The following is a 16,802-nucleotide window of genomic DNA, read 5'->3' on the forward strand; positions in this document are numbered from 1 at the left end:
CGATGGAGCCGCCGATGAGCACCACCGAGAAAACGACGGCCGTCGGCGCCCGCGTACCTCGGATCGAGGATCTGCGCCTGCTGACCGGGGCCGGCACCTTCGTCGACGACATCACCCGGCCCGGCATGGTGCACGCCTGCTTCGTCCGCAGCCCGCTGGCCCGCGCCCGGATCACCGGCATCGATATCACCGAAGCCGCGGATCTCGAAGGCGTCGTCGCCGTCTACACCGCCGCCGATCTCAATCCGCGGGTCAGCGAGATCTCCTATGCCCTGGACACACCGGGCTTCCCGGCGGTCCCCCGTCCGCCACTGGCCGAGGGCGAGGTGCGGTTCGTGGGCGACCCGGTCGTCCTCGTGATCGCGACCGACCGCTATATCGCCGAGGACGCGGCTGAACTGGTCATCGTCGACTACGACCCCCTCGAGCCGGTCGTCGACTACGAAACCGCCGCCACAGCAGCCGAACTCGTGCACGCCGAACACCCGGGCAACTCGGCCGGCGGCCTGGCCGGACGCGCGCCGTCGGATCTGGCCGCGGTGCTCGAGGCGGCCCCGCACGTAGTGCGCCAGACCGTGCACCAACAGGCGTACGCGCCGGTGCCGCTGGAAACCCGCGGCATAGTGGCGGAGTGGACCGCCCCCACCGGCGAGATGACGATCTGGACCTCCACCCAGTCGCCGCACGAGGTCCGCGGCTTCTGTTCCCGGCTGCTCGGTATCGACGAACACCGGGTCCGGGTGATCGTGCGCGACACCGGCGGCGGATTCGGGCAGAAGGTGGCGCCGCAGCGCGAGGAGACCTGCGTGATGCTGGCCGCCCGCACCGTGCGGCACGCCGTGAAATGGATCGAGGATCGGCAGGAGAGCCTGATGGCGGCCGGTATGGCCCGCCACGAACACGGCGAGGTCGCGATGGCCTTCGACGAGCAGGGGCATATCCTCGCCGCCACCATCGAGCACGTTCAGAACGTCGGGGCCTACCCGGTGCCGTCGCCGCTCACCGCGTCGATCGCGGTCGGGATGCTGTTTCCCGGGCCCTATCGGGTACCGGAATCCGGGTTCAGCACCGCCTCGTACTATTCGAACACCGTGGGCAGAGTCGCCTATCGCGGGCCCTGGCAGTTCGAATCGGTATCGCGGGAGTTGCTCCTGGACACCGCCGCCCGGCAACTCGGACTCGACCCGGTGGAACTACGGCGGCGGAACATGCTGAGCCACAGCGATATGCCGGTCGCGAATCCGAACGGTATGCCCTATTCCGACGCGTCGCCGCGCGAAACCTTCGAACAGGCGCTGCAGATCCTCGACTACGACGCCTTCCGTGCCGAACAAGCCGCCGCGCGCGCCGTCGGCCGCTATCTGGGTGTCGGCACCTGCACCTACGTGGAACCCACCACCGGCGCGACCCCGTTCCTGAGCACCGAGGGCGCGACCATCCGGATCGCGCCGACCGGCAAGGTGAACGTCTACCTATCGGGCGGATCGGCCGGAAACAGTCTCGAGACCACCGCTGTGCAGCTCACCGCCGATGCCCTCGGAATCGATATCGCCGATGTGCAGACCATTCAGGGCGATACCGCGGTCGCCCCGCAGGGCGGCGGGACCAACGGCAGCCGCTCCGGTTCGATGGCCGCGGGCGCCATCGCGCAGACCGCCGGGGTGCTGCGGGATCGGATCATCGCCATCGCGGCGAAACAGCTGGGTGTCGGCGTCGAGGACGTGGAGTTCGCGCACGGCCGGGCCGGAGTACCGGAATCGGAGAAATCCCTGTCGCTCGCCGAGATCGCCCAGATCGCCTACTACCAGACCGAACTGCTCCCACCCGGAGTACCGCCCGGGCTGGAGGCGACCGGCCGCCACCGGGCGGACCAGTTGATGATCTGGGCCAACGCCACTCATGTGTGCACCTGCGAGGTCGATATCGAGACGGGGCAGGTGACCCTGCTCCGGTTCGTCGTCAGCGAGGACGTCGGTCCGATGATCAACCCGAATGTCGTGGAAGGCCAGATCTACGGCGGCACCGTCCAGGGCATCGGCGGCGCTCTCTACGAGCACCTCGCCTACGACGACGACGGCAATCCGGTCGCCACCACCTTCCTGGACTATCTCCTGCCCACCGCGACCGAGGTGCCCGAGATCGAACTGGGCCACGTCGAGACGCCGAGCACCGGGCCCGGGGGTTTCAAAGGCGTGGGCGAGGGCGGCGCGATCGGTTCGACGCCCGCGGTGCTCAATGCCGTCGCCGACGCGTTGTCGCCGTTCGGCGTCCAGCTCGACCGGCTCCCGCTGTCCCCTGCCCGGATCGTGTCCCTGATCGAAGCGGCCCGTGGCGATTCGGAGGTGACCGCATGAAGCCCGCCGCCTTCGACTATCACGCACCCACCACGGCGGCCGAGGCTGTGGCGTTGCTGGCCGACCTCGGCGACGAGGCCAAGATCATCGCGGGCGGGCAGAGCCTGGTGCCCATGCTGGCACTGCGGCTCGCCGTGTTCGACCATCTGGTGGACCTGCGCCTGCTGGACGAGTTGCGCGGGATCGACACCCACGGCGACGAAGTACGGGTCGGCGCCGGGACCACCCATGCCGCGGTCGGCCGCTCCCCCGAGATCCGGCGCGCTATCCCGCTGCTGCACCGGGCGACGCCGCTGATCGGTCATTTCCAGATCCGCAACCGCGGGACCATCGGCGGGGCGATCGCCCATGCCGACGCCGCGGGCGAGTACCCGGCCGTCGCACTCACACTCGATGCCGAGATGCAGACGTTGTCCCCACGCGGGCAGCGCACCATCCCGGCCGCGGACTATTTCACCGGCATGTGGAGCACGGCGATGGCGGCCGATGAACTGCTCACCGGGATCACCTTCCCCGCGTGGCGGGGACGCAGTGGTTTCGCGATCGAGGAATTCGCTCGTCGGGCGGGCGATTTCGCGATGGCGGGTGCGACGATCGCGATACGGCTGGACGCCGACTCCCGGATCGACCGGGTCGCGGTCGGGCTGTTCGGCCTGGCGCCGACTCCCTTGCGGGCCGTCGCGACCGAATCCGAGCTGGTCGGACGCCCGGCCGCCGAGGTCGACGCGACGGAGGTCGGCCGCTCCGCGACCGCGGCCCTGAGTTCTGTCCCGGCGGATATCCACGGCTCCGCCGACTACCGGCGCCGGATCGGCGCGGTCATGGTCGCGCGGGCCTGGACCCGCGCGGTAGAGGAGGCGAGCAATGACTGATGTCGAGATCTCGGTGGTCGTCAACGGGGTGAAACGCCGGGACCGGATCCCACCGCGCCGCACCCTGGCCGATTATCTCCGGGAGACCTGCGGCCTCACCGGCACCCACCTGGGCTGCGAACACGGTGTCTGCGGCGCCTGCTCGGTTCTGCTCGACGGCGATGCCGTGCGCGCCTGTCTGGTGTTCGCTGTACAAGCCGACGGCGCAGCGGTGACCACCGTGGAGGGCCTGGCCGACACCGACGGCACGCTGTCCCCCGTCCAGCAGGCCTTCCGCGACCATCACGGCCTCCAATGCGGTTTCTGCACTCCGGGTTTCGTCGTCTCCGCCACCGCATTCCTGCAGGAGACACCCGATCCGAGCGACGACGAGATCAGGGAAGGGCTGTCCGGGAACATCTGCCGCTGCACCGGCTACCAGGGCATCATCCGCGCGGTCCGCGACGCCGCCACCACGATCAGCACCGAAGCCCCCGTGACCCCGCAGGCCTGAGCCGGCACCGACGCCAAGGACCGCGAATGAAACTAGCGAACACCTTCCAGATTCCCGTACCCGCCGCCGACGCCTGGCCGGTTCTGCTCGATCTCGAGCGGATCGCGCCCTGTGTTCCGGGAGCCGTCCTCACTTCCCGGGACGGAGACGATTTCCACGGCAAGATCAAGGTCAAACTGGGCCCGGTGGGGCTCAGCTACAACGGCATCATCAAAGTCGTCTCCCAGGACGAGGAGGCCAAGATCGCAATCCTCGAAGGTGGCGGGCGCGAAACTCGCGGCAACGGCACCGCGAAGGCGGTCATCACCTGCCGACTGGTCGAATCCGGGGGGATCACCGATGTTTTCGTCGATACCGATCTGGCGATCACCGGGAAGCCCGCTCAGTTCGGTCGCGGCGCGCTCGCCGATGTCGCCGGCAGCCTGATCGGAGCCTTCGCCGACAATCTCGCCGCGGAGATCACCTCCTCCGCTCCCGGCGCGGTCGAGTCGGAGGCCGCCGAACCGTCGCCGACGGCGGGTCCCGCTCCGGTCACCCCGATCGCTCCCCGCCCGGCGGCGGAGCCCATCGATCTGATGGCCGCCGCCGGTATCACCGCCAACCGGCAACTCCTGCTCGCGCTGGGTGCGACGGTGCTGGTACTCCTGCTGCTACTCACCCGGCGGCGGCGCCCCGACACCGGCGGTTGAGGCGTGTCTCCTCGATGAGACGAGCCCAAGGGTCATGGTCGGCGCACCCGATCGATCGGGGCCACGTGCACACACGGACTCAGGAGAAACCGCGGTAGACGCCGTCGGGATCGGCGGCATCCGCGAAATCCGCGAAGTCCAGGTTCGCGATCGAGAGGTTGTTCTCGATGGCCCACATCTGCGTGGGGATCACACGTAACGTTCGGCCCGGCTCGTGGCCCGTTTCGGCGGGGCCGGTGTCCACGGCGAGGATGGGGTGCTCGGGATCGGTCATCGTGGCGGTGTCCGCGACGAACACGTAGTACACGGGCCGGTCACCGATCCGGTCGAGCAGAGCTGGTATCGACAACCCTTCGTTTTCGGGGTTGTCGATACAGGTCAGGTAGGCGGAGAACGCGGAGTCTTCGCCTTCGCCGGGCGCCATCGCCGCCGCGGCCACCTCGCGCCACACGGCATCATCGCCGAAATCGGTTCGGATGAACAGTGAAAGCTCGCCTTGGTCGTCGAGACAGTCGTCGAGACGGCGTCCCGTCCCCAGAGATTCCCGTAGCTCGGCCTCGTGATGCGCGGCGGCCTCCAAGTCGAGCATCTCACGGATCTGCGCGGGCGAGGTGGACGGCGGGTCGGGCGCGACGATAGAGGCGATGATCCGCGCACAGGCATCCTGAGCGATCGAGTCACGGCTGCGAATCTCGTACGTCCACGGGCCGACTACCTCCCGGTGCACGGGTGGAACGCGGTCGTACATCGAACCGACCGTAGGCTCCCCGACCGCGGTTACCCATTGGCGCAACATGATCGAGCTGTACTGACCCGCCACGTGCAAATCCAGTGCCCCGGTTCGTGGATCGCCGTCGATCGGCCGAGTATCGACTGTCCGCGGCAACCAGCCGACCTCCGGCCGCGGGATCGCCCCGAGGGCACGCGTCTTCGCGTCGTCTTCGCGCTGGGCCGGCGACACGAGCCGATCCGCTTTCTCGCGCGCCGGGCCCGTCCAGTCGAACAGCGCCGGCTCGAAATCCTCGTCGACGACCGGGTCGGCCAGTTCCATCGACTGCGCGTCCGCGAACCTCGACACCGCGACGCCCGACTCGGCGTCGATCACGTAGGTCACCTCGCCGCCGGAGGCGGTGTCGACGAACCGGACCTGCCAGCCGGTGCGGCCGCGCACCTCCACCTGCTGAGGACGGCTCGGCCGAACCAAACGCGGCTCTGCGCCGCGATCTTCCGGCGGCCACATCGAATACGCCTTCAGGAGTTGCGCGGGGGAAGCGCCGGTTATCGCCACCATCCGGTTCGCCGCCTTGACGGTGTGCACCATCACTCCGTCGGCAGCCCGGCGATATTCGTCGGTGTCGTTCTCGATATAGGTGGCGTCACCGTTCGCGTCTTCGATCCGCCAGGATGTGGGCGGCAAGTGCCAGACCCGTCCGGTACAGGTATCGCCGCTCCAGATTTCGGCGCGTACAGATCGCCCCATAGTGCTGTAGTTCGATCCCCGAACCTGCGGCCACGTCATCGGCATGCACCCACCGTAGGGACTCCGTCCGACAACTCGGTACGGCCGGTCGGCCCGCACGCCTCATTGTGTACGGTTGTCCATGTACAAACGTACACAAATGGAGGTCTGTTATGTCGCTCGCGCTGCTCGGGGCGGCCATCGTCGCCGAAATCATCGGCACCAGCCTGCTCAAGGCCACCGAGGGGTTCACCCGACTCTGGCCGACGGTCGCCTCGCTGTCCGCGTACACCCTGGCGTTCGTGCTCTTGGCCCAGGCAATCGCGCGAGGCATGAACGTCGGTTTCGCCTACGCGGTCTGGTCCGGGCTGGGCACCACGTTGATCGTCATCATCGGCGCGCTGTTCCTCGGTGAATCGCTCAGCGCCACCAAGATCGCGGGGGTCGCCCTGGTCGTGGCGGGCGTGGTCACGCTCAATCTCGCGGGCGCGCATTGACCCCCCGTGATCCACACCGCCGCCAGCGCATCCTCGACGCCGCGCGGGCGCTGATTCCCACCCACGGAATCACCGGTCTCACCCACCGCCTCGTCGCCGCCGAGGCGGGGGTCCCGGTCGGTTCGACGACTTACTACTTCGCCGATCTCGCCGACCTCACCGAGGCCGCGCTGGCCGATACCGCGGTGGCCACGCGTGCCGCGCTGGCCGAATGGTCCGCGGCGCTCGGGACCGCCGCCGACGTCCCGGCGACACTGGCCCGGCTCACCGCCGAATGTCTGGACCAGCCCGCCCGGCTGCTCACCGTCAACGAGCTCTACCTGGCTGCCACCCGCCTGCCCGAACTCCGCCCGCTGGCCCGCGTCTGGTTCGAAGGTCTGGTAGATATCCTCACTCCGCACACCGGCCCGGCCGGCGCCCGGGCCATCGCGGTGTTCCTCGACGGCACACTGCTGCACGCGCTGTCGAGCGGGTCGGCATTGGACGCCGCCGCGCTCGCCCCGCCGATCGCCGCACTCGCCGCTCTCGAACCCGGCGGCTGAGACCGGCGGTCACCGGCGGCCGCCGCCCGGTCCGGCGCTCGGCGCCCCGACCGCTCGACGGGCCGGCACTGCGCCGGGACTCAGGTCCAGGCGCCGCAGCAATTGGGCGTTGAGTGCGACCACCACCGTCGACACCGACATCAGGATCGCACCCACCTCCATGGGCAGCGTGATGTGCCACGGCGCCAGGACCCCGGCGGCCAAGGGCACGGCGATGATGTTGTAACCCGCCGCCCAGACGAGATTCTGGATCATCTTGCGATAGGTCGCGCGGGACAACGTGATCACCGACAGCACCGACCGCGGATCATCGCCGGCCAGCACGACCCCGGCCGAGGCGATGGCCACATCCGTACCGGCGCCGATCGCGATGCCGACATCGGCCCGCGCCAACGCCGGTGCGTCGTTCACTCCGTCGCCGACCATGGCGACCGTCCGCCCGGCTGCCTGTAGCGACCGCACCTTCTCGCCTTTGTCCTGCGGCAGCACACCGGCGAACACCTCGTCGATGCCGAGCTCGGCGGCCACCGACCGCGCGACCGCCACCGCGTCGCCGGTGATCATCGCGACATGGATGCCGCGCTCGTGCAGTGCTTCCACAGCCGCCGCCGATTCCGGCCGGACCGCGTCGGCCGCCGCCAGCGCACCGACGACCTCGCCGTCCCGGACGACGTGCAGCACGGTCGATCCCGCGGCGGCCCATCCCGAGGTGCCCGGCAGTGGCGCGAGCCCGTATTCGTCGAGCATCCCCGGCCCGCCGACACCGACGGTCGCTCCCGATACGGTCGCGATGACGCCGATGCCGTTGCGGGCGGCGAATCCGGTGGCGACCGGGACCTTCAGGGCCCGATCCGCAGCGGCGGCGACGATCGCCCGGCCGAGCGGATGTTCGCTGTCGCCCTCGATCGCGGCGGCCAGCGCGAGCACGGTGTCCTCGTCCAGCGCCCCGGCGCCGGTCAGCGCGACGACGGCGGGTTCCCCCTTCGTCAGCGTGCCGGTCTTGTCGAACAACACCGCGTCGACCGTCCGCATCGCCTCCAGGGCCCGCCGGTCGGTGATCAGCACCCCGGCCCGCGCGGCACGTTCGGTGGCGATCGAGACCACGAGTGGAATGGCCAGCCCCAACGCGTGCGGGCAGGCGATGACGAGCACGGTGATGGTCCGGGTGACCGCGGATTCGGGCTGTCCCAGCAGCAGCCAGACCAGCGCCGTCAGCGCGGCGGCGCCGGAGGCGAACCAGAACAGCCAGCCGGCGGCCCGATCGGCGAGCACCTGGGCGCGTGAGGAGGAATCCTGCGCTTCGGCGACCAGGCGCTGGATACCTGCCAGCGCGGTGTCCGCCCCCACGGCGGTGATCCGCACCCGCAATGCCGAATCGGTGGTCACCGTGCCCGCGACCACCCGGTCACCCGGTGCGCGGCGGACCGCACGGGATTCACCGGTGATCATGGATTCGTCCACGTCGGCGGCACCGGATTCGACTGTGCCGTCGGCGGGGACCCGGCCACCGGGCCGCACGATGACCAGATCACCGGGTGCGAGGTCACCGGAATCGACGATGACGGTGTCCGCCCCCTCCAGTCGTTCGGCCCGATCGGGCAGCAGGGCGGCCAGCGATTCCAGGGCGCTGGAGGCCTGCCCGAGCGACCGCATCTCGAGCCAGTGACCGAGCAACATGATCACGATCAGCAGTGCCAGTTCCCACCAGAAATCGAGCGAGTGCGAGAGCAGCCCGGCAACGGCCCCCCAGGACGCCAGAAATGCCACCGTGATGGCGAGGGTGATGAGCAGCATCATGCCGGGGCGTCGGGTGCGGATCTCCGAGATCGCGCCGGTCAGAAACGGCCGGCCGCCCCACGCGTACATAACGGTGCCGAGTACGGGTGACACCCAGGACAGCGCGGTGGGCACGGCATACCCGATGAGATCCGCGAACATCGCATCCGCCAGCACGACCGGCACCGCAAGCACGAGCATCGCCCAGAACAGGCGCCGGAAGATCGCCGCGTGATCGCCGTGGCCACCGTGGTCCGCGCCGTCACCGTGTTCGTGCGGCGACGACGCGAACTCGGCACCGCTGTGACGCGATTCCCCGTGCGAATGCTTTGGGGAGCGGTCGGCCGGGCCGGCGGCGCCGGGGCCCGCTTCGGCTGGTGTGCGATCGGAGGACATACCGCGAATATATACCCCTAGGGGGTATCGACGAAAGGGCGCGGGCCGGCTTTCCGACGCATCGGGAAACCTCGGCCCCGGACGACCGGGTGACCCGGCGCCCGCGCACAGCGCGGACGCCGGTGACCGGTTGCGATCAGCCGTTCAGCAGCGCCTGCATCTGCTGGATCTCGGCCTGCTGGGAATCGACGATCTGCCGCGCCAGCGCCAGGGCGTCGGGATCGGAGCCCTCGGCCAGCTCGGTACGGGCCATCTGCACCGCGCCCTCATGGTGGTCGATCATCATGGTGAGCCACATCCGGTCGAACTCCGGACCCCGGGCCGCTTCGAGCTGCGCCATCTGCTCATCGGTCATCATGCCGGGCATATCACCGTGATCCATACCCGAATGTCCGGTTTCTTCCGGCAAGGCGACTCCCCACTCCTGCAGCCATCCCGTCATGGTCGCGATCTCCGGGTCCTGCGCCTGTTGGATACGCGCGGCCAGGTCGATGACCTGCGGGTCGGTCGAATGTGACGGCACCAGTGCCGCCATCGCCACAGCCTGGCGATGATGCGGGATCATCCCCTCGGCGAAGCGGATATCGGCCTGGTTGTGGTCGGCGGTCACCGGCGCGGTCGCACCGGCCGGGGCGGTGACGGTAGCGCTCGTGACCGCACCGGCACCGTCCGCGCTGTCGTTGTCACCGCAGCTCGTCAGCACGACGGCGGCGGCGAGCGACGCGAACGCGGTAATCGGTTTGCTGATCATGGATGTACTCCTGGGATTCGGTCGTATTGCGCGTGACTGAGCAGCGCCGCGACCCGGGGATACCGGGCCCGGCGGGCGTCGATCACAGCCGCAATACACCCAGGAAGGCCAGGCGCTGCGGTGTCGGTAACGGCGGCGGCCGGGCAAGGGTGATCGGCCGGCGCCCAGCGGTCGCAGCCGGGACCCTCGCGCACAGAAACCGGCCCAGCGCCGCGAACACCAGCACCGATGCCACCGACGCGATCAGGATCGCCAGGCACAGGTGCAGCAGATCGTGCCCGTTCCCGTGCTCGGCGGGAGCCTCGTCGTGCTGCCCCGCCGATGCCGCGGCCGCCGGTTCCGGACAGCAGGACGGGTTCGTGGATTCCCACACCCCCTCCACAATCGGAAGGGGCGCCGGACCCGTGGACGCGTAGTGCGTGGTTACCGGATGGTGCGCCTCGTGGCCGGCCTCGACGGGCACATGGTGCATGCCCAGTACGGCCACCGCCAGTACGGCCGGCAACAGCCAGCGCACCAGTGTTCCCACGAGGCCGGAATTCACCGCCCGAATCTAACACCGGCCCGAACTCCGGTCGCAGCACTCCTCGAGCACCGGCCGCGACGGGGGCCGTGAAGACGCCGGGCGGAGCGAGAGCACCGTTCCCGATCTCGCCCAGCCGATCAGGGGTTCTCCGGGACTACCCCATGATGGCGTTCATGATGGTCCCGGCGCTGGTCGCCACGGCGCCGCCGGCCATCGCGCCCGCGATCTGTTTGGGAGCCGTCAGCGCCCCGCCGTTCCACTTCTCCCAGGCGAACTTGCCGCCGCCGAAGACGATGGAGGTGACGCCGGACAACAGCACGAACCAGGTGAGATACCTGGTCATCTGAATGATCTTGTCCGACAGCGGGGGTGCTTCGGGGCTGGGATCGCCCAGCTGGGCGAGTACGGCGTAGTGATCATGGAGCGCCGGAAGGCCGTCGTGCAGTGCAGTGAGGATCGTGCTCATCTGGTCGTGCCCCTCTCGGATGCCGGTATATGCGGTGGCGACGAATGCCGATTCCGTAAAGCCGAACCCGACCGGTTATTCAAGCGCAATCGCAGGCAAAATGGGGCGAGACTCACCGATTTCTTCTGGTCAGGCCGGTAAATAGCGGCGTGTCGCGAGCGCGACACGCACTCATTGCCGCACCTGGCATCCGATCAGCATCCGGTTCGAGGGTTGTGACCGGCGGCCGCGGATACCGATCACCGGCCGGTCACAACACACCGACGTCTCGGTCACGCGCTCGGCGCGGCGGCGACCTGGTCCCGAATGCCAGCTAGCGTCGGACCGCTCGACTGTTTCAGCACCAACGAAAACCGATCATTCACCTGGGAGGTTTTACGTGGGAACACGAACAGCACGACGCATCTCGGTCGCGATCGCGGGCCTCGCCGGTCTCGTGGCGCCGGCTATCGCCCTGGCGCCCGCCACGGTCCTCGCGGAGCCGGCGGCGCCGACTCCGCAGTTCTTCCTCTGGTTCGGCCCCCGCCCGGATTCGCCGACGCCGAGCGAGAAGTCGGGCACCGAGCCGAGCGAGAAATCAGGCACCGAGCCGAGCGAGAAATCGAACACCGAGCGGCAGGGCAGCACCTCCGAGACGCCGGGTGACAGCGGCGCCGGGACGCCGGAGCAGGGCGCCACCACCCCGGGTGGGTCCGGAAGCAGCGGTGGCACGGAACCCGGTGGCGCCGGAGACGGCACCACACCCCCGGCGGAGACCGGCAGCAGCGGCAACGGCGGCGTGACCGCGACGGATCCCGGAGAGACCGGCGGCAATGCCACCGGCACGTCCGGAGTGGACAGCAGTTCTCCGTCCGTCGGAGGCTCCGCGTCCGGTGATCGCGCCGCGGAATCCGGTGCCGCCGCAGCGGTGGACGCCCCGGAGTCGCACCACCCGGTCGGCTAGGCGGAAGCGATACGCACGCCCAGCAGAGCCAGGAGCTCGGCGAATGTCCGGGCGGCGGCCACTCGCCGCTCGGGCAGTTCGAGTCCGTACTGCTTCTCCACCAGCACGATGATCGACAACACGGTCAGCGAATCGATATCGAGGTCGCCCAAAGTGGCGCCGGGCGGTATCTCGGCGAATTCCAGATCGCAATGGGTGTGGAGGAATTCCGCGACATAGTCCCGGCTCGAAATCGTGTCCGACACCGCGACCGCCCTTCTCCGATGTTCCGACCGCCGGATCCCGACGGCCCGGGACTGCCGACCCCGCATCGCTACCGTGCAGAGCGGACCACGAACACGACGTCCGGATGTTCTCCCTCCGAACGGGTTTCATCCCGCAGGTAACAGAGAATCGAACGGGGCAGCGTCCGTGCCCGTCGGCGGTGGTGACCACAACCCCCTATCGGTCGGTGAGACCCGCCGTGTGGGCCCGGCCGAACAGGCTCACCACGTGAGCACCGGTTTGATCACCGACCCCGAATGCTGCTCGGCCAGGGCCTTCTCGATCTCGGTGTACGGGAAGCGGGTCACCAGCCGGTCGACCGGGAGCAGGCCCCGAGCGTGCAGATCGAGTAGATGCGGGATGAACGTCGCCGGTTCCGCGTCACCCTCGAGGCACCCGCGGATCGTCTTTCCGCTCAGGACCAGATCGCGGACGTCTATCGGCGGGACGCCGACGCCGAGCCCGACCGCGACCACCGTCGCGCCGGTACCGAGTGCCGCGAAGGCGTCGGCCAGGACCTTCGGCGCGCCGGTGGTGTCCAGCGCGTGTGTCGCACCGCCGCCGGTGATCTCGCGGATGGCGGAGACGGTCTCGGTCTCGGCGGGGTTCAGGACTTCGTCGGCGCCCAGTTCCCGCGCCAGTTCGCGCCGTGGCGCGGCGGTTTCCACCACGACGGTCCGTACGCCGGGCACCGTGCGGGCGGCCAGCAGCGCCGCCGAGCCGACCGCACCCGCCCCGTAGATCGCCAGCCACGCACCGGATTCCGGACGCAGCGCGTTGAGGACCGCACCCGCGCCTGTCTGGAATCCGCAGCCGAACGAGGCGGCCACAGCGAGATCGGCCGCGGGATCGACGACAATCGTGTTGTCCGCCGTGGCCAGTGCGTAGCGGGCGAAACTGGACTGCCCGAAGAATCCGTCCCGTACGGGGACGCCCGCCACGGTGACGCGCGGGGACTTGTCGCGCCGGCGGCCGAAATGGTTCAGCGCGGTCGAGTCCCGGCAGTAGGCGGGCCGGCCGCACACGCAATTCGGGCAGGCGCCGCAGTGCCGGAACGTCAGGACCACGTGGTCACCGGGTGCGACCGTGGTCACCGCCGCGCCGACCGTTTCCACGACCCCCGCACCCTCGTGTCCGAGCAGGATCGGCCGGTCGGATCTGCCGATCACGCGATTCACCAGGTCGGTGTGGCAGATACCCGCCGCGACGATGCGTACCAGGATCTCGTCGTCGCGGGGCCCGTCGAGATCCACAGTCTCCACCGAGAACGGGGCCGCCGGATCACGGGACAGAACCGCCGTCGTCCGCATCGCTACACCCGTTCCAGGAGGAAGTAGAAGAACTCGCCACCGGCCAGCACCAGTTCCGGGCGGCCGTTCATGATGCCCATCAGGGTGGTGTCGTCGAGCCATTTGAAATGGTCGAAGACGGCGCGCCCGTCGTAGACCATCGTCGCGGTCACCTCGCCGCGGAATTCGATGTTCCAGAGCGTGGCCTCGCCCTGACCGAGTTCCACATTCGAGAACAGCGTGCCGTCCTCGGCACGACAGATCAGCGGCTTGGCGTCGTCGAGCGCGTGAAAGGTCTTGCCGTACCAGCGACTCTTGGGCAGCGCCCGGCACAGCGGATGGTCGGTCTGGAACGCGTCACCCCGCCATTCGCCGAGGATGTCCTCCGCCCGGGCGGGCCGCAGCCGCGTCCACAACTCGTCGAGCTCCTCGACGGATACGCCCTCGGTCGTCTCCCGCAGTTGCTGCCACCGTGGTTTGTCCGCGCTCATTGCTGTCCCATCGCTGGATTCGGCGAACCATCTGGTTCGGCAATGACGATAGTTCCGAACCATCCGGTTCGGCAAGATAGGATCCGAATATGCGCGCGGCAGGTCAGGCAACCCGGGATCGGATCCTCGCGGCCGCCAAGGCGGAGTTCGCGGAGTACGGCACGGCCGGAGCCCGGATCAATCGCATCGCCGCGGCCGCGCACGCCAGCAAGGACCGTCTCTACGCCTATTTCCCGGGGAAATCCGAGCTCTACGCCGCCGTCACCGAACAGTGGACCACCCAGACCACCACGGAGACCGCGCTGCGCGCCGAGGACCTGCCGGGGTATGTCGGACGCCTCTTCGACCATTTCCTGGCCCACCCGGAAAACGCGCGGCTACAGGCCTGGGCCGATCTGGAACCGGTCGACGAGCGCATCGAACAAGTGCTGCGCCGATCCGTGGACCCCAAGCTCGCGGAGATCCGCCGCGGCCAGCGGACGGGGATCGTCACCGCCGATATCGCGGCGCCGACACTGCTGCGCATGCTCACCGAACTGGCTCGCACCACGGCCGTGCACGCCCGGCCCGGACCGGCCGAGCGCATCACCGCCCAGCGGGCGGCTGTCGTGCTCGCCGCGCAGCGATTGGTCGGCCGGCTACCCCAGGGAGTCCCGCACCAGCGCGGCGGCGGAGGTCACGCTGTACCGGCCGGCTCGTTTCCGGACGGGGCGTCACCGTAGACGACCAGCCAGATCGACCGGCCCAGTGCGTCCGCCAGCTCCGCGTCGGTGATCCCGGTGCGCACGGCGAACGCGGTGGTGATGGAGCGTTCCACCATGGCCGCCAGGACCAGGGCCGTCGCCGCGGGGTCCAGGTCCGGCGATACCTGTCCGGCCGCGCGATCGGCTTCGAGGCGCACCCGGACCAGGTCGACGAAGGTGGCCACCCGCGCTCGCCAGTAGGCGCCGACATCCCGGTCGTAGGCGGCGACCTCGCTCAGCGCCAGCAGCAGATAGCGATGCCGGCGGAATCCGGCGATCATCGCGGCCATCGCCCGGCGCACCCCTGCCTCGCGATCGGGGTCCTCGGCGCCCCACCATCGTTCGGCGGCCGCGAACAGGTCGGCCGTCGCCAGGTCCGCCGTGCGGATCAGCAGCTGACTCTTGTCCGGGAAGTACCGATAAAAGGTCGACCGCGCCATCTGAGCGGCGGTGGCGATCTTCTGCACTGCGATCTCGGTGAACGGGGTGCCGTCCGCCAGTAGGTCCTCGACGGCGCGCAGCACCCGCCGCTCGAATTCGGCCCGGCGGTCCTCGTCCGTTTTCCGGGCGGCCCGGGGAGCCCGGGTCAGCGAGGGCATCCGGGGTCCGCGCTCTCACTTGTGCGGTGCAGTGGATATCGGCTCGGAAGGTCCATGGGCCCATTGTGCCCGTATTCACGCCTTCCACCGCTGGAGCGGCTTTCCTCTCGGGCCCTCGGGGCGGTCCGCGCACCGGTTTCCCGATTCGCCGCGGTATACGGAAGACTGTGCGGGACAGTGCCGCTCACATGGTTGACAATCGAGCCGCTACAGCTCACCATCAATCGGACACCATGTCCGAGACTTGCTGACCGAGGTGGTTCGAATGACCGACTCCCCCCTCCTGGTCGAGCAAGCTGACGTCGTGGTCGTCGGCGCCCGATGCGCCGGTTCGGCCACCGCGGCCACCCTGGCGCGGGCAGGCCGCCGGGTCATCGCACTCGACAGTGCACGCTTCCCGTCCGACACCCTGTCCACCCACCTGCTGTGGCCGGCGGGAGTCGCCGAACTGTCCCGGCTCGGCGCCCTCGACGCAGTGGCGGAACTGGGCGCACCCCGGCTCACCCACGCGTACGCAGCCGGCGCGAGCTTCGCGATCGCCAGCGGATTTCCACAGGTGGAAGGTATCGACTACACCCTGTGTGTACGCCGGACCGGACTCGATCACGCGGTGTTGCGCACCGCCCGTGCCGCCGGCGCCGAGATCCGGGAGCGGTGCCGGGTGACCGAGCTCGTCTGGGACGGTGGGCGCTGCGCCGGCGTGCGGTACACCGATCCCGACGACCGTCTCGTCGAGATCCGCGCCGCGCTCGTCGTCGGCGCGGACGGCCGCCGCAGTACGGTGGCCGAACTGGTCGGCGCGCAGTCCCCGTATGCCGCCGAACCCAGCGGGCGCGACTGCTATTTCGCCTACTGGCGCGACACCTCGACCGACTGGCGCGATACCGCCGCCCAATGGCGCGAAGGGTCCGACCTAGGGACAGCGTTCCCCTGCGACGACGGCCTGCTGCTGAGTCTGGTCCAGCCACCCGCCGAATCCGGCCGGCGACGCCCCGGCGAGGCCGAACGCCGCTACGCCGCCGCACTCGACCGGATCCCGCCGCTGCGCGCACGACTGCGCGGCTGCGAACAGGTGGGCCGGGTGCGTTCGGCGACCGATCTCGTCTCCTACTTCCGCCGCTCCGGCGGACCGGGCTGGGCGCTGCCCGGCGACGCCGGGCACTTCAAGGATCCGGTGACAGCCCAGGGCATCCGCGACGCGCTGCACTACGGACGGCTGCTGGCCGAGGCCGTCGCACCGGTGCTCGATGATCCGGCGCGGCTGGACCGCGCCGTCGCCGGCTGGGAGCGCCGGCGGGTCCGGGAGTGCCGGGAGATCTACCACTGGACCAACCGGCTCGCCCGCGGTACGGAGATGAGCCCGCTCGAGGTCGAGCTGTACCGAGCCGCGGCCGATGATCAGGAACTCGCGGCGATCACCACCGGAATCTTCGCCCGCACCCGGCGTCCGGCCGAGCTCTACACACCGGCCCGGATGGCGCGGCTCACCGCCGGGGCGCTCTGGCACCACCGGGGCGACCCGGCACCGGTACTGGCCGACGTGGCCCACGAGATCGGTGCGACGGCCCGTGAACTGCACACCTCGTGCACCCTGCTGCGCGGCACTCCGCCCCCTGTCCCCCCATCGTCCCCGGGAACCGCCACCGCTTGAC

The 16,802-nt window shown here is 69.5% G+C and carries 18 protein-coding genes; 9 read left to right on the top strand and 9 right to left on the bottom strand.

Annotated features, from left to right (window positions below; genetic code table 11):
- Positions 1-14 precede the first annotated feature (14 nt).
- Genes OG804_RS07915 through OG804_RS07930 form a run of 4 tightly spaced genes read left to right on the top strand, consistent with a single transcriptional unit; the run spans position 15 to position 4,408 of the window.
- The gene (locus OG804_RS07915) at positions 15-2,354 is read left to right on the top strand and encodes a xanthine dehydrogenase family protein molybdopterin-binding subunit (RefSeq protein ID WP_328395418.1); all 2,340 of its coding nucleotides are present in this window, start codon (positions 15-17) and stop codon (positions 2,352-2,354) included.
- Positions 2,351-3,226, top strand: a complete 876-nt coding sequence (locus OG804_RS07920; RefSeq protein WP_328395420.1) for an FAD binding domain-containing protein — start codon at positions 2,351-2,353, stop codon at positions 3,224-3,226. The genes OG804_RS07915 and OG804_RS07920 overlap by 4 nt, the downstream gene beginning before the upstream one ends.
- Entirely contained in the window at positions 3,219-3,719 is a 501-nt protein-coding gene (locus OG804_RS07925) for a (2Fe-2S)-binding protein (protein ID WP_328395422.1), read from the top strand. The genes OG804_RS07920 and OG804_RS07925 overlap by 8 nt, the downstream gene beginning before the upstream one ends.
- A 26-nt stretch (positions 3,720-3,745) precedes the next feature.
- Complete coding sequence (locus OG804_RS07930) at positions 3,746-4,408, top strand: SRPBCC family protein (protein WP_328395424.1); 663 nt, start codon at positions 3,746-3,748, stop codon at positions 4,406-4,408.
- A gap of 79 nt (positions 4,409-4,487) precedes the next feature.
- Here the strand turns inward: OG804_RS07930 and OG804_RS07935 are convergent, their stop codons facing one another.
- On the bottom strand, positions 4,488-5,825 hold the full coding sequence (locus tag OG804_RS07935) for a DUF6924 domain-containing protein (protein WP_328395426.1): 1,338 nt from the start codon (positions 5,823-5,825) through the stop codon (positions 4,488-4,490).
- A gap of 215 nt (positions 5,826-6,040) precedes the next feature.
- Between OG804_RS07935 and OG804_RS07940 the strand changes: the two genes are divergently transcribed.
- Together OG804_RS07940 and OG804_RS07945 are read left to right on the top strand one after the other, a co-directional pair.
- Positions 6,041-6,364, top strand: coding sequence for a DMT family transporter (locus OG804_RS07940; protein WP_328395428.1), 324 nt, complete (start codon positions 6,041-6,043; stop codon positions 6,362-6,364).
- Positions 6,361-6,906, top strand: a complete 546-nt coding sequence (locus tag OG804_RS07945) for a TetR/AcrR family transcriptional regulator (protein WP_328395430.1) — start codon at positions 6,361-6,363, stop codon at positions 6,904-6,906. The genes OG804_RS07940 and OG804_RS07945 overlap by 4 nt, the downstream gene beginning before the upstream one ends.
- Positions 6,907-6,915: 9 nt before the next feature.
- On the opposite strand, the gene OG804_RS07950 is transcribed toward OG804_RS07945, so the two are convergent.
- The 4 genes from OG804_RS07950 to OG804_RS07965 form a co-directional block, all read right to left on the bottom strand.
- Positions 6,916-9,078: a copper-translocating P-type ATPase gene (locus OG804_RS07950; protein ID WP_442941766.1), complete on the bottom strand. Its 2,163-nt coding sequence runs from the start codon at positions 9,076-9,078 to the stop codon at positions 6,916-6,918.
- A gap of 136 nt (positions 9,079-9,214) precedes the next feature.
- Positions 9,215-9,829: a DUF305 domain-containing protein gene (locus tag OG804_RS07955; RefSeq protein ID WP_328395432.1), complete on the bottom strand. Its 615-nt coding sequence runs from the start codon at positions 9,827-9,829 to the stop codon at positions 9,215-9,217.
- A gap of 82 nt (positions 9,830-9,911) precedes the next feature.
- Positions 9,912-10,373, bottom strand: coding sequence for a hypothetical protein (locus OG804_RS07960; protein WP_328395434.1), 462 nt, complete (start codon positions 10,371-10,373; stop codon positions 9,912-9,914).
- 136 nt (positions 10,374-10,509) lie between these two features.
- On the bottom strand, positions 10,510-10,821 hold the full coding sequence (locus tag OG804_RS07965; protein ID WP_328395436.1) for a hypothetical protein: 312 nt from the start codon (positions 10,819-10,821) through the stop codon (positions 10,510-10,512).
- A 379-nt stretch (positions 10,822-11,200) separates the two neighbouring features.
- Between OG804_RS07965 and OG804_RS07970 the strand changes: the two genes are divergently transcribed.
- A complete protein-coding gene (locus OG804_RS07970; protein ID WP_328395438.1) occupies positions 11,201-11,764 on the top strand; it encodes a hypothetical protein in 564 nt (187 codons plus the stop codon).
- Here OG804_RS07970 and OG804_RS07975 read toward each other — a convergent pair.
- The 3 genes from OG804_RS07975 to OG804_RS07985 form a co-directional block, all read right to left on the bottom strand.
- On the bottom strand, positions 11,761-12,009 hold the full coding sequence (locus OG804_RS07975) for an acyl carrier protein (RefSeq protein ID WP_328395440.1): 249 nt from the start codon (positions 12,007-12,009) through the stop codon (positions 11,761-11,763). The genes OG804_RS07970 and OG804_RS07975 overlap by 4 nt on opposite strands.
- A 240-nt stretch (positions 12,010-12,249) precedes the next feature.
- Entirely contained in the window at positions 12,250-13,338 is a 1,089-nt protein-coding gene (locus OG804_RS07980; RefSeq protein WP_328395442.1) for an NAD(P)-dependent alcohol dehydrogenase, read from the bottom strand.
- A gap of 2 nt (positions 13,339-13,340) precedes the next feature.
- Positions 13,341-13,808 carry a DUF4334 domain-containing protein gene (locus OG804_RS07985; RefSeq protein WP_328395444.1) on the bottom strand — a complete coding sequence of 156 codons (468 nt, stop codon included), beginning with the start codon at positions 13,806-13,808 and terminating at the stop codon, positions 13,341-13,343.
- Positions 13,809-13,897: 89 nt separating this feature from the next.
- Between OG804_RS07985 and OG804_RS07990 the strand changes: the two genes are divergently transcribed.
- Positions 13,898-14,530 (top strand): TetR/AcrR family transcriptional regulator, encoded by a 633-nt coding sequence (locus OG804_RS07990; RefSeq protein ID WP_328395446.1) that lies wholly within the window; start codon positions 13,898-13,900, stop codon positions 14,528-14,530.
- On the opposite strand, the gene OG804_RS07995 is transcribed toward OG804_RS07990, so the two are convergent.
- Positions 14,485-15,150: a TetR/AcrR family transcriptional regulator gene (locus OG804_RS07995; RefSeq protein WP_328395448.1), complete on the bottom strand. Its 666-nt coding sequence runs from the start codon at positions 15,148-15,150 to the stop codon at positions 14,485-14,487. The genes OG804_RS07990 and OG804_RS07995 overlap by 46 nt on opposite strands.
- 265 nt (positions 15,151-15,415) lie before the next feature.
- On the opposite strand from OG804_RS07995, the gene OG804_RS08000 reads away from it, so the two are divergent.
- Positions 15,416-16,801, top strand: a complete 1,386-nt coding sequence (locus OG804_RS08000) for an NAD(P)/FAD-dependent oxidoreductase (protein ID WP_328395450.1) — start codon at positions 15,416-15,418, stop codon at positions 16,799-16,801.
- Position 16,802 lies beyond the last annotated feature (1 nt).

The sequence above is a fragment of the Nocardia sp. NBC_00416 genome, assembly GCF_036032445.1.
In the GTDB taxonomy this organism is placed as follows: domain Bacteria; phylum Actinomycetota; class Actinomycetes; order Mycobacteriales; family Mycobacteriaceae; genus Nocardia.

Excerpts from the sequence above, each read along its gene's own strand:
- OG804_RS07985 (WP_328395444.1), bottom strand. The coding sequence starts at position 13,808 with ATGAGCGCGGACAAACCACGGTGGCAGCAACTGCGGGAGACGACCGAG.
- OG804_RS07950 (WP_442941766.1), bottom strand. The coding sequence starts at position 9,078 with ATGTCCTCCGATCGCACACCAGCCGAAGCGGGCCCCGGCGCCGCCGGC.
- OG804_RS07980 (WP_328395442.1), bottom strand. The coding sequence starts at position 13,338 with ATGCGGACGACGGCGGTTCTGTCCCGTGATCCGGCGGCCCCGTTCTCG.
- OG804_RS07915 (WP_328395418.1), top strand. The coding sequence starts at position 15 with ATGAGCACCACCGAGAAAACGACGGCCGTCGGCGCCCGCGTACCTCGG.
- OG804_RS07965 (WP_328395436.1), bottom strand. The coding sequence starts at position 10,821 with ATGAGCACGATCCTCACTGCACTGCACGACGGCCTTCCGGCGCTCCAT.
- OG804_RS07920 (WP_328395420.1), top strand. The coding sequence starts at position 2,351 with ATGAAGCCCGCCGCCTTCGACTATCACGCACCCACCACGGCGGCCGAG.
- OG804_RS07940 (WP_328395428.1), top strand. The coding sequence starts at position 6,041 with ATGTCGCTCGCGCTGCTCGGGGCGGCCATCGTCGCCGAAATCATCGGC.
- OG804_RS07995 (WP_328395448.1), bottom strand. The coding sequence starts at position 15,150 with ATGCCCTCGCTGACCCGGGCTCCCCGGGCCGCCCGGAAAACGGACGAG.
- OG804_RS08000 (WP_328395450.1), top strand. The coding sequence starts at position 15,416 with ATGACCGACTCCCCCCTCCTGGTCGAGCAAGCTGACGTCGTGGTCGTC.
- OG804_RS07990 (WP_328395446.1), top strand. The coding sequence starts at position 13,898 with ATGCGCGCGGCAGGTCAGGCAACCCGGGATCGGATCCTCGCGGCCGCC.
- OG804_RS07955 (WP_328395432.1), bottom strand. The coding sequence starts at position 9,829 with ATGATCAGCAAACCGATTACCGCGTTCGCGTCGCTCGCCGCCGCCGTC.
- OG804_RS07925 (WP_328395422.1), top strand. The coding sequence starts at position 3,219 with ATGACTGATGTCGAGATCTCGGTGGTCGTCAACGGGGTGAAACGCCGG.
- OG804_RS07930 (WP_328395424.1), top strand. The coding sequence starts at position 3,746 with ATGAAACTAGCGAACACCTTCCAGATTCCCGTACCCGCCGCCGACGCC.